The organism is Serratia sp. NA_112.1 (assembly GCF_052691715.1).
Genome location: NZ_JBQZFO010000007.1, coordinates 43,379 through 58,306, shown reverse-complemented (window position 1 = coordinate 58,306; position 14,928 = coordinate 43,379). Strand labels below are relative to the sequence as shown.

The 14,928-nt window shown below is 54.8% G+C and carries 13 protein-coding genes, 3 tRNA genes and 1 pseudogene; 8 read left to right on the top strand and 9 right to left on the bottom strand.

Features of this window, described 5'->3' with window-relative positions; translation table 11 throughout:
- Window positions 1–41: 41 nt before the first annotated feature.
- Window positions 42–1,367 (bottom strand): amino-acid N-acetyltransferase, encoded by a 1,326-nt coding sequence (gene argA / locus ACUTQ5_RS15110; RefSeq protein ID WP_261094123.1) that lies wholly within the window; start codon window positions 1,365–1,367, stop codon window positions 42–44.
- Window positions 1,368–1,606: 239 nt separating this feature from the next.
- On the opposite strand from argA, the gene amiC reads away from it, so the two are divergent.
- Complete coding sequence (amiC, locus tag ACUTQ5_RS15105) at window positions 1,607–2,860, top strand: N-acetylmuramoyl-L-alanine amidase AmiC (protein WP_445651916.1); 1,254 nt, start codon at window positions 1,607–1,609, stop codon at window positions 2,858–2,860.
- A 100-nt stretch (window positions 2,861–2,960) separates the two neighbouring features.
- On the opposite strand, the gene ACUTQ5_RS15100 is transcribed toward amiC, so the two are convergent.
- From ACUTQ5_RS15100 to ACUTQ5_RS15090, 3 genes are all read right to left on the bottom strand, one after another.
- Window positions 2,961–3,037 (bottom strand) — tRNA-Met (locus ACUTQ5_RS15100).
- 64 nt (window positions 3,038–3,101) lie between these two features.
- Window positions 3,102–3,178 (bottom strand) — tRNA-Met (locus ACUTQ5_RS15095).
- Window positions 3,179–3,244: 66 nt separating this feature from the next.
- Window positions 3,245–3,321: transfer RNA gene (locus ACUTQ5_RS15090), tRNA-Met, on the bottom strand.
- Between the two features lie 213 nt (window positions 3,322–3,534).
- On the opposite strand from ACUTQ5_RS15090, the gene mltA reads away from it, so the two are divergent.
- Together mltA and tcdA are read left to right on the top strand one after the other, a co-directional pair.
- Window positions 3,535–4,677: a murein transglycosylase A gene (gene mltA / locus ACUTQ5_RS15085; RefSeq protein ID WP_445651915.1), complete on the top strand. Its 1,143-nt coding sequence runs from the start codon at window positions 3,535–3,537 to the stop codon at window positions 4,675–4,677.
- Window positions 4,678–4,764: 87 nt separating this feature from the next.
- Window positions 4,765–5,571, top strand: coding sequence for a tRNA cyclic N6-threonylcarbamoyladenosine(37) synthase TcdA (gene tcdA, locus ACUTQ5_RS15080; RefSeq protein WP_261094121.1), 807 nt, complete (start codon window positions 4,765–4,767; stop codon window positions 5,569–5,571).
- On the opposite strand, the gene csdE is transcribed toward tcdA, so the two are convergent.
- Together csdE and csdA are read right to left on the bottom strand one after the other, a co-directional pair.
- Entirely contained in the window at window positions 5,562–5,996 is a 435-nt protein-coding gene (gene csdE / locus ACUTQ5_RS15075; protein ID WP_261094120.1) for a cysteine desulfurase sulfur acceptor subunit CsdE, read from the bottom strand. The two genes, tcdA and csdE, sit on opposite strands and share 10 nt — an antisense overlap.
- An 18-nt stretch (window positions 5,997–6,014) precedes the next feature.
- Window positions 6,015–7,220, bottom strand: a complete 1,206-nt coding sequence (csdA, locus tag ACUTQ5_RS15070) for a cysteine desulfurase CsdA (RefSeq protein WP_445652024.1) — start codon at window positions 7,218–7,220, stop codon at window positions 6,015–6,017.
- A 194-nt stretch (window positions 7,221–7,414) separates the two neighbouring features.
- Between csdA and ACUTQ5_RS15065 the strand changes: the two genes are divergently transcribed.
- The 4 genes from ACUTQ5_RS15065 to rlmM all read left to right on the top strand — a co-directional run bounded on the left by ACUTQ5_RS15065 (window position 7,415) and on the right by rlmM (window position 10,482).
- Window positions 7,415–7,639, top strand: a complete 225-nt coding sequence (locus ACUTQ5_RS15065; RefSeq protein WP_261110381.1) for a YgdI/YgdR family lipoprotein — start codon at window positions 7,415–7,417, stop codon at window positions 7,637–7,639.
- Window positions 7,640–8,020: 381 nt separating this feature from the next.
- The gene (locus tag ACUTQ5_RS15060; RefSeq protein WP_445651914.1) at window positions 8,021–8,938 is read left to right on the top strand and encodes a transcriptional regulator GcvA; all 918 of its coding nucleotides are present in this window, start codon (window positions 8,021–8,023) and stop codon (window positions 8,936–8,938) included.
- A gap of 52 nt (window positions 8,939–8,990) precedes the next feature.
- Complete coding sequence (locus ACUTQ5_RS15055) at window positions 8,991–9,386, top strand: DUF423 domain-containing protein (RefSeq protein ID WP_445651913.1); 396 nt, start codon at window positions 8,991–8,993, stop codon at window positions 9,384–9,386.
- Entirely contained in the window at window positions 9,379–10,482 is a 1,104-nt protein-coding gene (rlmM, locus tag ACUTQ5_RS15050) for a 23S rRNA (cytidine(2498)-2'-O)-methyltransferase RlmM (RefSeq protein WP_445651912.1), read from the top strand. Before ACUTQ5_RS15055 ends, rlmM begins: the two co-directional genes overlap by 8 nt.
- A gap of 30 nt (window positions 10,483–10,512) precedes the next feature.
- On the opposite strand, the gene xni is transcribed toward rlmM, so the two are convergent.
- The 3 genes and pseudogenes from xni to queF all read right to left on the bottom strand — a co-directional run bounded on the left by xni (window position 10,513) and on the right by queF (window position 13,959).
- Entirely contained in the window at window positions 10,513–11,268 is a 756-nt protein-coding gene (gene xni / locus ACUTQ5_RS15045) for a flap endonuclease Xni (RefSeq protein WP_445651911.1), read from the bottom strand.
- Window positions 11,269–11,424: 156 nt separating this feature from the next.
- Window positions 11,425–12,789 carry a nucleotide 5'-monophosphate nucleosidase PpnN gene (ppnN, locus tag ACUTQ5_RS15040; RefSeq protein WP_012146504.1) on the bottom strand — a complete coding sequence of 455 codons (1,365 nt, stop codon included), beginning with the start codon at window positions 12,787–12,789 and terminating at the stop codon, window positions 11,425–11,427.
- A gap of 375 nt (window positions 12,790–13,164) precedes the next feature.
- Window positions 13,165–13,959: pseudogene (gene queF, locus ACUTQ5_RS15035) on the bottom strand (NADPH-dependent 7-cyano-7-deazaguanine reductase QueF).
- A gap of 63 nt (window positions 13,960–14,022) precedes the next feature.
- Here queF and syd point away from each other — a divergent pair.
- Window positions 14,023–14,574: a SecY-interacting protein gene (gene syd, locus ACUTQ5_RS15030; RefSeq protein ID WP_445651910.1), complete on the top strand. Its 552-nt coding sequence runs from the start codon at window positions 14,023–14,025 to the stop codon at window positions 14,572–14,574.
- Window positions 14,575–14,928: the final 354 nt, after the last annotated feature.

Here is a 14,928-nt window from a genome sequence, read left to right as displayed (position 1 = left end):
CGAGAATGGACAAGGGCGCAGCACACTGCGCCCGCCAACAATTACAGATCCGCCAGCAAAATCTTGGAACGGCGTTGGTAGTTGTACAGCGCCTGTTTTTCAACCGGTAGCACGTCGACTTCCGCCGGTGTGAAGCCACGCTCCTGGAACCAATGGATGCTGCGCGTAGTCAGCACAAACAGTTTATTCAGGCCCATCTGGCGTGCCTGACTTTCCACCCGTTGGAGCAGCATTTCTCCCCGTGACGAACTGCGGTAGTCAGGATGAACCGCAACGCAGGCCATCTCGCCAATCTTCTCTTCCGGGAACGGGTACAGCGCTGCGCAAGCGATGGTCAGGTTATCGCGCTCAATAATGGTGAACTTGTCGATCTCCATCTCCAGTTGCTCACGTGAGCGACGCACCAAAATACCCTGCTGTTCAAGCGGACGGATCAGCTCGAGGATGCCGCCGATATCGTTAATCGTCGCCCGGCGTACCTGTTCAGCACTCTCCATCACTATCTGGGTGCCGATACCATCGCGTGAAAACAGCTCTTGCACCAGCGCACCGTCTTCCTGATAGCTGATCAGGTGGCTGCGGCGCACGCCGCTGCGGCAGGCCTTCACCGCGCCGCGCAGGAAGCGCACGGTGCCGGAATGATAGTCGCCATGCTCTTCCAGTTCTTCGATGCGTTTTTGCGCGTCGTTAGGGAACAGTTCGGAAATGATAGTGCCTTCCTGATTGGTGACCCCCTGTGACGAACAGAAGCCGATCATTTTCTCGGCCTTCAGCTTGACTGCCAACTGGGTTGCCACCTCTTCCGAGGTCAGATTGAAGCTTTCGCCGGTGACGGAAACGGCCACCGGGCCAATCAGCACGATGGCGTTGCTGTCGAGCTGACGGTGAATGGCTTCTTCATCAATACGGCGGATGCGGCCGCTGTGGCAGTAGTCCACTCCGTCATCAATACCCAGCGGCTGGGCGATGATAAAGTTACCGCTGACCACGTTGATATGCGCGCCCTGCAATGGTGTGTTGTTGAGGCTCATTGACAGCCGGGCGGTGATATCCAGTTGCAGCAGACCCGCCGCCTGTTTAACCAGCTCCAGCGTATGGGCGTCGGTGACGCGGGTATGCTTGTGGTAAATCGGTTCGAGATTATGCTGCGCCAGATTGACGTCGATCTGCGGCCGCGCGCCATAAACCACCACCAAACGAATACCCAGACTATGCAGCAACCCGATGTCGTTAACGATGTTGGCAAAGTTCTCATGTTCTATGGCTTCGCCACCCAGCATAACGACAAACGTCTTGCCACGGTGGGCGTTGATATAGGGAACTGAGTGACGGAATCCTTGGACCAGCTCTGTACTACGTTCCTTCACGGCCAAACCTCATTTGCATATTTATACGACATTTTTGTATTTTTATTCTTTTCTTGCCCTAATGGCAAGTGAGAAATTATCTCTATTTCTTTGCCGGGGGCGCTGAATCGTTAATAAATTGAAAAACCATAAAAAGATTTTCTGATGACAGCACCGGAATGATTGGTTAAAGTTTTCGGCATTCCTGTTAACTGGTGTTTTTTTCATCTGTTTTAATCTGTTACCACTGCTGGAGCCGCATGCCAAACTCAAATCACAATCTGGGCCGCCGTCGTTTATTACAGGGGGTTGCCGCAAGCTGGTTGCTGAGTGTGAGTCGCACTGGTTTCGCTGCCTCATCGCACGTCATTGCCGTACGCGTTTGGCCTTCCTCCACCTATACCCGGGTGACGCTCGAATCTAACGTTGAACTGAAATATAAGCAGTTTGCGCTGACCAATCCCGATCGCGTGGTAGTGGATATCGAAGGCATACAGCTCAACAGCGTGCTGAAGGGCATCGTCGGCCAGGTACGTGACGACGATCCCTACCTGAAACAGGCGCGCGTTGGTCAGTTTGATCAAAATACCGTCCGGTTGGTGCTGGAGCTTAAGCGCAGCGTCAGCCCGCACATGTTCACTCTGGCGCCGGTGCCGGAATACCGCAATCGTCTGGTGATGGACTTGTACCCGAGCAAGGGCGGCAGTGGCGAAGACTATGATCCGCTGCTGGCGTTACTGGAAGATTACAACAAGGGCGATCTTGAGCGTACGTTGCCAGCTGAAGCGCCACAAGCCGGTAAGGCGGGGCGTGACCGACCGATTGTTATCATGCTGGATCCCGGTCACGGTGGCGAAGATCCAGGAGCGATTGGTAAATTCAAAACACGTGAAAAAGACATCGTATTGCAGATTGCACGCCGGCTAAGCACGTTAATCAAGCGTGAGCCGAATATGAAGGTGTTTATGACGCGCAATGAAGACGTCTTCATTCCGCTGAAGGTGAGGGTGGCGAAGGCGCGTAAGCAGCGTGCTGACCTGTTTGTGTCCATCCACGCCGATGCCTTTACCAGCCGGGCCGCACGTGGATCATCGGTATTTGCGCTGTCGACCAAAGGTGCCACCAGTTCGGCGGCGAAGTTCCTGGCGCAGACCCAAAATGAATCCGACCAAATCGGCGGCGTAAGCAAAAGCGGTGACCGCTACCTGGATCACACCATGTTTGATCTGATACAAACCGCGACCATCAATGACAGCCTGAAATTTGGTAAGGAAGTGCTGAACCGAATGGGTAAAATAAACCGTTTGCATAAGAACCGTGTCGATCAGGCCGGTTTTGCGGTATTGAAAGCGCCAGACATCCCTTCTATTCTGGTTGAGACGGCGTTTATCAGCAACATCGAAGAAGAACGCAAGCTGCGTACCACGCATTTCCAGCAGCAGGTGGCGGAATCTATTCTGGCGGGTATCAAGGCGTACTTTGCCAACGGTGGTGCGGTAGCGCGCAGAGGGTAAGGCTAATGCGGAAACGGCTGGGCGGCTGCCCGGTCGATTCTTGGCGGATTTCAGATACAAAAAAACACCCGTTAAGGTGCTTATTTGTAGTCATTAAGATTGGTTGCGGAGGCCGGATTTGAACCGACGACCTTCGGGTTATGAGCCCGACGAGCTACCAGGCTGCTCCACCCCGCGTCCGTCTTAATGCTTGTATTATCGAAACCAACATTTCATGTGATACCGCTGGTACAGTATCTGTTGGTTGCGGGGGCCGGATTTGAACCGACGACCTTCGGGTTATGAGCCCGACGAGCTACCAGGCTGCTCCACCCCGCGTCCGTATAATACTTTCTTTTTCATCGAATCCAACACTTTATTGATACTGCCTCTGGCAATATCGGTTGGTTGCGGAGGCCGGATTTGAACCGACGACCTTCGGGTTATGAGCCCGACGAGCTACCAGGCTGCTCCACCCCGCGTCCGATGGAAGCGCACTATACTCTCCGTGCATTTTGTTGCAACCCTTTTTGCATTTAATTGAACTAAAACAGTCTTTCTGCTGGATTAGTCCGCAATCTGCGCTCTTTTTCATCGTTATTGCCCCTGAGGCTTTTTTTATTGGCGGCGATTCCTTTATCTATGGGCGTTTGTTATCGTTCGCCGGTAGATCATATATGTAGAGAGTGTGCGCGATGAAAGGACGTTGGGGCAAATACCTGCTGAGCGGGTTAATGGTAGCGGTACTGGCGGGCTGTTCTTCCAAGCCGACCGACCGGGGACAACAATATAAGGATGGTCACCTGGATCAGTCGCTGGAGTTGGTGAACCAACCCAACGCCAGGGGCGTACCGGTTAATGCCAAGGATTACTCGGATCAGCTGATGGAGATTAAATATGCCTCTCCTTCACTTTTTAATCGCAACAACACTACCTTCCAGGCGGTACAAAGCTGGATGGCATCCGGGGCCGACACTCGCACTCTGAACCAATACGGCCTCAGCGCTTACCAAATGGAAGGCGTGGACAGCTATGGCAACGTGCAGTTTACCGGTTACTACACGCCGGTGCTGCAGGCTCGTTATACCCAGCAGGGCGAGTTCCGCTACCCGCTGTACCGCATGCCGCCAAAAGGTAAAGGCCGTCTGCCCGATCGCGCGGGCATTTACTCGGGTGCGCTGGATGACCGCTATATTGTGGCGTACACCAACTCGCTGATGGACAACTTTATGATGGAAGTCCAGGGCAGTGGTTATGTGGATTATGGCAACGGTCAGCCGTTGGTGTTCTTCGGCTACGGCGGTAAGAACGGCCATGCGTATCGCAGCATTGGTAAGGTGCTGATCGATCGCGGTGAAGTGGCCAAGGCGGATATGTCGATGCAGGCGATCCGCCAGTGGGCAGACACCCACAGCGCCGCCGAAGTGCGCGAGTTGCTGGAGCAAAACCCTTCCTTTGTCTTCTTCCGTCCTGAAGCCTTTGCGCCGGTACGGGGCGCCAGCGCCGTGCCGCTGGTTGCCAAGGCGTCGGTGGCTTCCGATCGCTCACTGATCCCGGCGGGGACCACGCTGCTGGCAGAGGTGCCGCTACTGGACAACAAGGGTAAATTCACGGGAAAATATGAGATGCGCCTGATGGTGGCTCTGGACGTGGGTGGGGCGATCAAAGGCCAGCACTTCGATATGTACCAGGGCATCGGGCCGGATGCCGGTCACTCGGCCGGTTTTTACAACCACTACGGCCGCGTTTGGGTGTTGAAAGGCGCTAACGTTAACGCGCCGTTGTTCACCAGCCAGAACGGTTCCGCTTCCGGTGGTTCGCTGTTGGTTACCCGCTAACAGCACTAAGTTTTACAACGATCGATTGACCCGCAAGGGCCGGATTTCCGGCCCTCATCATTTGTAATGTTAAGGTATTAAAGCGTTATGAGCACAGCCTATTCTGAAGCCTACCTGCAGCGTTTTGGCGGCACGGCACGTTTGTACGGTCAGCAGGCCCTGGCGCTGTTTGCCCAGGCGCACATTTGCGTGATTGGCATCGGCGGCGTGGGCTCCTGGGCGGCAGAGGCGTTGGCGCGCACCGGTATTGGCGCTATTACGCTGATTGACATGGATGATGTCTGCGTCACTAACACCAACCGCCAAATTCATGCGCTGCGTCAGCATGTGGGCCAGTCAAAAACACAAGTGATGGCGGAGCGCATTCTGGCGATCAACCCGGAATGCCGGGTGACCTGCATTGACGACTTTATTACTGCGGACAACGTTGCCGAGCTGCTGAATAACAATTTTAGCTATGTTATTGATGCGATTGACAGCGTAAGGCCTAAGGCCGCGCTGCTGGCCTATTGTCGCCGTTACAAGATCCCGGTGGTCACTACCGGCGGTGCAGGTGGTCAGATAGATCCGACCCAGATTGCGGTGGTCGATCTGGCCAAAACCATACAGGACCCGCTGGCGGCCAAGCTGCGTGAGCGATTGAAAAATGATTTCAACGTGGTGAAGAACAGCAAGGGCAAACTGGGTATCGACTGCGTATTTTCCAGCGAACCGCTGGTTTACCCACAGCCAGATGGCAGCGTTTGCGCATCGCGCAGTACTGCGGAAGGGCCAAAACGAATGGATTGTAGTGCGGGATTTGGCGCGGCAACCATGGTTACCGCTACCTTTGGTTTTGTCGCCGTTTCCCATGCGCTGAAGAAGATGGTGGCGAAAGCCGCGCGTCAGGCGTAGCGAGCGGCCATTTCCTTCACGGCAGCAGCCAGTGCTGCCAGCCCGCTGGCTCGGGTGGCGCTGAGTTGAGCACGTAACGCCAGTTGATCAAACAGTGCCAGGGGATCCATCGCCGCTATCTGCTGCGGCGTTTTTCCTTCTACCGCCGTTAGCAGTACCGCCAACAGGCCGCGCACGATGCGGCCTTCGCTGTCGCCATAAAAGTGCAGCGTACCGTCCGCCAGTAACTGATGCCCCAGCCAGACCCGATTTTCACAGCCGCTCAACTCCATTTCCGCTGCGCGCAATGCCTCTGGCAGCGGCGGCAATTGTTTCGTCAGCATGATCAGTTGGCGATAACGATCTTCCCACTGTTTCAGTGCGGTAAATTTCTCGATCAGCGCTTCGGCGGTGATTTCGCGGCCAAAGGGATGGGGGGCAAGCATAGCGTCTCCGGGGTTCATTTAATCGGCCAGCAGGTCGATGGCGCTCTGCAGTGCTGCCACCAGAGCATCGACGTCTTCCTGCGTGTTGTAGGGCGCAAAGGAAGCGCGTAGCGTCCCACTGACACCCAGCGCTGCCATCAGTGGCTGAGCGCAGTGCTGACCGGCACGCAGCGCGATACCCTGTTCTGCCAGCAGGGTGACGATATCGCTGTGATGGATACCGGCAATATCAAACGCCAGTAAGCTGGAGCCGGAACAACGGAAGCTGCGGAACCCCGGCAGCTGCGTCAATCGTTTCTCGGCGAGATCGGCCAGCTCGCGGCTGTATTGCTCGGCTGCCGCCAGATCCTGCGTACCAATCCATTCCAATGCGGCGGCCAATCCCAACACACCGGCGATATTCGGCGTGCCGGCTTCAAAACAGTGCGGAGGTTTTTGCGGTGTGAAGCCGTCAAATGACGCACGAGTCAGCATTTTTCCGCCGCCTTGCCAGGGGGCCATCTGCGCCAGCAATTCGCTTTTACCGTATAGCGCACCGATGCCGGTCGGACCATAAAGTTTATGCCCGGAGAAGGCGTAGAAATCGATGTTTAGCCGCTGAACGTCAGCCGGGCAGTGGACGATGCCCTGCGCGCCGTCGATCATCACCAGAGCACCGGCACTGTGGGCAAGCCGGATGGCCAGAGCCAGGTCCGGGCAACCGCCGGTGACGTTGGACATTTGCCCCAGCGCCAGCAGGCGGGTTTTATCATTCAGCAGGCTGGGTAACTGGGTCAGATCCGGCAGGCGGTCTGCACCCAGCGGCAGTTTCACCACCCGAGCGCCAGTTTGTTCCGCCACCATCAACCAGGGGATCAGGTTGGCGTGGTGTTCGGCCTCGCTCACCAGGATTTCGTCGCCGGGCTGCAGGCGGGGGCGGGCGTAGCTCTGTGCCACCAAATTGATGGCTTCGGTGGTGCCGCGGGTCCAGATAATGTCGTCGGCTGAAGGAGCATTGACCAGCGTCGCGACCTGTTGGCGAGCCTGCTCGAACCGTGCGGTCAGATCCTGCGCCGCCCGATGCTGGCTGCGGTGCACGGTAGCCGCATCGTCACGGTAAAACTGCTGCGTGGCATTGATGACCGCCAGCGGTTTCAGCGCGGTGGCGGCGCTGTCGAGATAAATGCCCGCTTGCTGCAAGGCAGGAAACTGATTACGAAAAGCGATGGGATTAAAAGGTGTCATACCTTGATTGTCACTGGCTTGAGTCAATGGCCGATCCTGTCTTATTTTACCGCCAGAGACAAGCAATCCCGCATATTAGGATTCATCGGCTGGAAATTATAGGTAAGTTTGTTATGCTGTTAATTGCACACTAAGTCATGGCGTTAAATAACATAAAAGGTTTTTACAGCATTTAAAACTACAAGGAGTCCACAATGAAGAAAACAGCCGCAGTTATCTCTGCCCTGATGCTAACGTTTACCCTGGCCGCCTGCTCCAGCAACTACGTGATGCATACCAATGATGGACGCACCATTGTCGCTAAAGGAAAACCCGCGTTGGATAACGACACCGGGATGATCAGCTATAAAGACGCCAACGGCGTTGAGCAGCAGATCAACCGTGCAGACGTGAAGGAAATGGTTGAAAACGACCAATAACGTCGGGCAAAAAAAAGCACCGCAAAGATTGCGGTGCTGCATAAAATCACTATGGACAGACAGGGTAAATGTACAGGAAGTGAAAAACAGTAGCTTAGCTACCACGTCTGGATTGCCAGACAATTTGCAAACACAACATCACAACCACAAGCCAAAAGTTCATCGGCGTCCTCGACACCCACTCCCTTTTCGTTCCGGCCCGGGAAGTGCCGCCACTATAGGTATTTACTGGCGCATGCTCAACGGACAATTTATAATGGCTCGGATTAAAAAAACTAATGGTAGCGCTTTGCTGTCTGGTGCCTATCGCACGGCAGATAACGCCGCCTGATTTTTTATGCCGAATCACTCGGATTATTGTTACACAAAAGTAGCTAATAAATGTCTAAACGCTTACCACCTCTTAATGCACTGCGGGTCTTTGACGCGGCTGCCCGTCACCTGAGTTTTACCAAAGCGGCAGAAGAACTGTTTGTCACCCAGGCCGCGGTGAGCCACCAGATCAAGTCGCTGGAGGACTTCCTCGGCCTGAAGCTGTTTCGGCGCCGCAATCGCTCGCTGTTGCTGACGGAAGAAGGGCAAAGTTATTACCTGGATATCAAAGAAATTTTCACCTCAATCAATGAGGCCACCCGCAAGCTGCAAGCACGTAGCGCCAAGGGGGCATTAACCGTCAGTTTGCCGCCGAGTTTTGCTATTCAGTGGCTGGTGCCGCGCCTGTCCGGCTTTAACTCAGCTTATCCGGGAATCGACGTGCGTATCCAGGCCGTGGACCGCGAAGAAGACAAGCTGGCGGATGATGTCGACGTGGCGATTTTCTATGGCCGCGGCAACTGGCCCGGATTGCGAGCCGAACGTTTATACGCGGAATATCTGTTGCCGGTGTGCTCACCCAGCCTGCTGACCGGGGAACATGCGTTAAAAATGACGAGCGATCTGGCTTATCATACGCTACTGCATGATACTTCACGCCGCGATTGGCTGGCCTATACCCGTCAGTTGGGGTTGCAGCACATTAATGTGCAGCAGGGGCCTATTTTTAGCCATAGTGCGATGGTGGTTCAGGCGGCGGTGCATGGGCAGGGGATTGCGTTGGTGAATAACGTAATGGCGCAGACCGAGATAGAAGCCGGGCGTTTGGTTTGTCCGTTTAACGAGGTTTTGGTCAGTAAAAATGCTTTTTATCTGGTATGTCATGACAGTCAGGCAGAACTGGGTAAAATAGCTGCCTTTCGTCAGTGGATCCTGGCTCGGGCAGCCAGTGAACAAGAAAAGTTCCGCTTTCGCTACGAACAATGAGGCCGTTCGCCACTTTGCCGCAGCCGGTTTTCTTCAATAAAGGTAAATAACGATGAGCAGTCGTTCAATGCTGATTTTTGCCGCTATCAGTGGCTTTGTATTTGTTGCTCTGGGCGCGTTTGGCGCACACGTATTAAGTGGCACCCTGGGTGCCAACGAGATGGTTTGGATCCGTACAGGACTGGACTATCAGGGGTTCCATACTCTGGCGATCCTGGTGCTGGCGGTGGCAATGCAACGCCGCGTCAGCCTGTGGTTTTACTGGAGCGGAGCGTTGTTGGCGCTCGGCACCGTACTGTTCAGCGGCAGTCTGTACTGTCTGGCGCTGTCGCACCTGAAGTTCTGGGTTTATATCACGCCGATTGGCGGCGTATGTTTCCTGCTCGGTTGGGTATTGATGTTGGTTGGCGCTTTGCGTCTGAGGAAAAAGGCCGAGCGCCATGAATAGACTTGCGTTGTATTGCCGCCAAGGCTTTGAAAAAGAGTGTGCGGCAGAAATTACCACCAAGGCTGCCGAACTGGAAGTGTTCGGTTTCGCCAGAGTAAAGGATAACAGCGGCTACGTGCTGTTTGAGTGCTACCAACCGGATGACGCCGATCGCCTGGCGAAGGAAATTCCGTTCCGGGAGCTGATTTTTGCCCGCCAGATATTGGTGGTTGGCGAGTTGCTGCGCGATTTACCACCGGAAGATCGGGTTTCTCCAATTGTCGGCATGCTGATTGGCGTAGTCGATCGTGGCGGTGAGCTGCGTGTGGAAGTGCCGGATACCAACGAAAGCAAAGAACTGTTGAAGTTCTGCCGCAAACTGACGGTGCCGTTGCGTACTGCGATGCGTGAGCAGAAAGTACTGATGGCGCGTGAGAACAAGACCCGTCCAGTGGTGCATGTGTTCTTTATCGCACCGGGTTGTTGCTATGTGGGTTACTCTTTCAGCAATAACAACTCACCGTTCTATATGGGCATTCCGCGTCTCAAGTTCCCATCCGATGCGCCGAGCCGTTCTACCCTGAAGCTGGAAGAGGCGTTCCACGTGTTCATCCCTGCCGATGAGTGGGAAGAGCGTTTGGCCAGCGGTATGCACGCGGTCGATTTGGGCGCTTGTCCGGGTGGTTGGACCTATCAACTGGTGCAACGCAGCATGATGGTGCACGCGGTGGATAATGGCACCATGGCACAGAGCCTGATGGATACCGGCCAGGTGACGCATCACCGCGCCGACGGTTTTAAATATGAACCCTCCAGCAGCAAGATTTACTGGCTGGTGTGTGACATGGTTGAGAAACCGGCGAAGGTGACTAGCCTGATGATCCAGTGGTTGGTGAAAGGTTGGTGCCGTGAGGCGATCTTCAACCTGAAACTGCCGATGAAAAAACGTTACGAAGAGGTTTCGCAGAATCTGCTGGCCATCAAGGAAGCGTTGGATTCGGCGGGCATCAGTTCAGAAATTCATGCCAAACAGCTGTATCACGATCGTGAAGAAGTTACCGTGCACGTCCGCCGTATGTGGTCGGCCGTGGCAGGCCGTCGCGACGAACGCGATTAAATGTCAGGGCGCTGTTTTCAGTGCCCGTGATTAAACCGGTAACCGCAGTTGCTGTAGGTTGCCGGTTAACGTCAGATCGGTGCGCAAGCTAGCGACTCTTTTGCTGACATAGGCCATCTCGCGATGCTGTTCCAGCTTGCCGCGCCATTTCTCCGGCACCTGTTCCATAGCCTGATATAACCCATCCAGCGAGCCCGCCTGCTGTAACAGCAATACCGCCGTCTTCGGCCCAATACCCGCTACGCCGGGGATTTTGCTGCTGCTTATTCCCGCCAGCCCCCAGTAATCCGCCAATTGTTGTGGTGATACGCCGAACTCTTGTTGCACAAACGGCATATCCAGCCAACGTTTTTGGAAATAATCGCGGATCTGCACGCTGGGTGCCAACAGCTGGCAATAGCCTTTGTCGGTGGACACAATGGTCACCTGATGGCCGCCGCCTGCAACTTTGGCGGTCAGCGTTGCCGCCAGATCGTCTGCTTCATTTCCCGGAGAGTGCCAACATGCAACGCCAAGCGCTTCAAAAGCCTGCCGTAACTGCGGCATTTCCTGCTGCAAATTGTCCGGCATCGGCGAACGTCCAGCCTTGTAGTCGGGCAGGATTTGGTGGCGCCAGCTTTCGCTGCGGTCGTCCTCATCGAACACCGCCACGGCGTGCGTTGGCCGACTGTGCTGGATCAACTGTTGCAGTGCGTGCTGGCAAGCATTCACACAAGGGGAACCCTGCACGGCGTGTATGCGGCGGATCAGGTTCAGGGCATCGACAATCAGTAGGTGTATAGACACTTTATCCTTCAATTTGCCTCTTTGTTGGCTGCCTTCACTCACCCCGCTCACATAGTTATCTATGCTCCCGGGGATTCATTCTGTAGCCGCCTCGACGCAACTTGAATGATTTCGTGTATCGGCAGGGTTTGCAGTTAAAAATGAGGCCTGGTTGAACTAGGCGACGATTTCATAGCAGGGCACATAAGCGGTACCCGGCAGTTTCATTCGGTGCTGGGCGACAAAGCCCTGCAGCAGACTGTCCATTTGCTTCATCATCTGCGGCTCTCCGTGCAGCTTGTACGGCCCAAACTGTTCGATGGCATGAATGCCATTTTCCTTCACGTTGCCGGCGACGATGCCGGAAAACGCGCGGCGCAGCGCAGCAGCCAGCTGTTCGGCCGGCTGGTCGGGATACAGGTTGAGATTGGCCATATTTTCATGGCTTGGCTCAAACGGCAGTTGCAGATCCGGCGCAATGCGGATCGACCAGTTAAAGCTGTAGGCATCGCCGGTATTACGGCGGTTCTCTTTCACCAGCGGCATGGCTTTTTTCATCTGACGCGCCACTTCGGCCGGATCGTCGATGATGATGGTGTAGTGACGGCGCGCTTCGTCTCCCAGCGTGTTCATGATGAACTCATCCAACACCTGGAAGTAGTTGGCGCTCTCTTTCGGCCCGGTAAGGATCAGCGGTAACACCTGTTCGCTGTTCTCCGGATTCATCAGGATCCCCAGCAGATAAAGCAGTTCTTCTGCCGTACCGACACCGCCCGGGAAGATGATGATGCCGTGGGCAATGCGGACGAAGGCCTCAAGGCGCTTTTCAATGTCAGGCATGATCACCAGCTCATTGACCAACGGGTTTGGTGGTTCTGCGGCGATGATCGACGGCTCGGTCATACCGATAAAGCGGCTATTGTGGTAGCGCTGTTGCGCATGTCCTACGGCCGCGCCTTTCATCGGCGCCTCCATGGCACCCGGCCCGCAGCCGGTACAGATATTCAGCTCGCGCAGGCCCAACTGGCTACCGACCTTACGGGCGTACAGGTATTCGTTTTCGTTGATCGAGTGACCACCCCAGCACACCACCAGATTCGGATCTTCATCAAGGTGCAGCGCGCGGGCGTTGCGCAGGATTGAGAACACCAGGTTGGTAATGTGGGCCGAGTTTTCCAAATTCAGATGCTGGAAACGGCCGGCGCTGTCGATCTGCCCGTGAACGAACAGGATATCGCGCAGCACGGCAAACAGGTTGGCCTGCAGCGAACGGATGATTCGCCCGTCGACAAAGGCGTCTTCCGGTGGATTCACCAGTTCAAGTTTGACCCCACGCTCACGGCGCAGGACGTTAATATCAAAGGTTTCGTAGCGTGACAGCAGCTGTTTACTGTTGTCGGTCTGGCTGCCGGAGTTCAGGACGGCCAGCGAACAGTTGCGGAACAAACGGTATAGATCGCTGCTGGCGGTACGCTTCAGCATGTCTACTTCCAGCTGCGACAGCAAATCCATAGAGCCAAGCGGGCTGATGTGTGTAATCAAGGTAACTCCTTTGCACCCGGAAAGGGGCAGTAGTAATCCATACGCAGCAGAACAGCATCTCGTTATATACCCGTCATCTTTCAAGCTGCAGCGTTGTTACCTGCACTCGCTCACCCCAGTTACTTACTCAAGTAAGCGCCTGGGGATGAGCGAGTTGGCCGCCTAGCTGCAACTTGAAAGCTATAGGGCATAGTTAGCGCACGGTGGTAACATCATCGTTTGCCAGCCGGAATGCCCAGCGCTCCTGTTTTAACCTTACCGCCGTCCCCTGTCTTTTACCAATACAAACCGCTCGTTAGCTCAGTTGTTGAGCACTGTTTCGCACTATTGGCGTGCCAGGCGGCCATGTGACGGGACAAAGGCGGTGTTGCTGCGCTATGGATTGATGTCCAACCCGCCGCGACGGGTGTAGCGCGCATACACCGTCAGGCTTTGCGGCTGACAGTAACGCATCAAGTCATTAAAGATACGTTCGACACATTGCTCGTGGAATTCATTGTGATGACGGAAGGACACCAGATAACGCAGCAGCGCCTCGCGATCGATCTGCGCACCACGGTAATCAATTTGCACCGAGCCCTAGTCCGGCTGGTTGGTGATCAGGCAATTGGACTTCAACAGGTGACTGACCAACTGCTCTTCCACCTGCAGGGGGCCGGTGGCATTTTGCAGATAATCGGCATTGAACTCGTAGTTATCGATACAGATGTCCTGGTTATCGATGCATTCGCCGTCTAACCGGGCAATCGGGCTGCCTTCCAGTTGATCTACGCGGAACAATGAGACGCTGACCTCGCCCTGAGCGCAGGCAGAAAGATCACGTTGCAAGGTATTACGCAACGTCTCCCAGTCGCTGAAAGGCGTTTGGTTAAAGCTGTTGAGGTAAAGTTTGAAGCTCTTGGACTCAATCAGGTTGATGCTGTCGGCAGTCAGGCTGATCTCTCCGACGGCCACCTGCGGCAAACCGTTGTCGTTCAGCCAGGAAAGTTCGTACAGCGTCCAGATATCGGCCCCGTGGAATGGCAGGCTGTCCGGATACAATCCCAGCGGCTCACGGTTCATACTGCGCGGTACCGCCTGCAATAGCGTGGCGTCGTAATGGTCGCGGTACGCGGTGACTTTGCCCAGCGTCAGTGCCGACAGGGCGTGATGGTCTTGGTAGGAGGACATCTGCTGTCACCTTGGTAATAGATAGGTACAATGGTTGCCAGTTTATCGTATGCGAGAAAAAATATGGACCACGATGTACCGCACGCCCTGCGTGAATTTACCCAGCGCTATGTTGATCTTTGGCAGCAACAGCGCGGTCATGCCCCAGCCAGCCAGGATCTGTACGGTGTGCCGTCGCCTTGCCTGGTAGAAAATCGTGATGACGAAGTGCTGTGGTTGCCCCAGCCGTTTACCCCAGCGGCGACGCTGGAAAAGGTAGAGACCGCGCTCGAGCTGCGCTTGCAGCCGGATATCAACCTGTTTTATACCCAGCAGTATGCTGGCGACATGAGCGCCCAGTTTGGTGAGCATCATGTGACTCTGTTGCAGGTGTGGAGCGAGGACGACTTTATTCGCCTGCAGGAAAACCTGATCGGTCATCTGGTGACGCAAAAACGCCTGAAACTGTCGCCAACGCTATTCCTGGCAACCACCGAATCGGAAATGACCATGGTCTCGTTGTGTAACGTCAGCGGCAATGTGGTTTTGGAGCAGTTTGGCAGTGATAAACGTACTTTGCTGGCGGCTTCGTTGGGCAATTTCCTCGATGCATTGCGCCCGACGTTGGGGATTTGAGCCTTTTTGTCCCGAAGTCCGTGTGCGAGATCTCTCACATGGACTGTGAGAGATCGCTTTTAATTTTTCCCTCGCAGTAGCTTAGGTAGGATTTATTGTTATCCAGATCAATTAGTTAGATTTTATTTAGGATAACTCTTAGCATTAATTTCCTGTCAGCAAGCCAGTAAGCTCTTGTGAACCCGGGATAATTAAGCGATCTTATGTTCAACCGGAAGGGATACGGTGGAGCAGGAAGCATCAGGATGATGCAGCTTCAGGACGAAGAAGTGGATGCGCTCAGTGAAGAGCGGAGGACGGCGTCAAGAGATGCCAGGATGTTTCAGGATTGAAACCAGGGACACCTCCAGGATG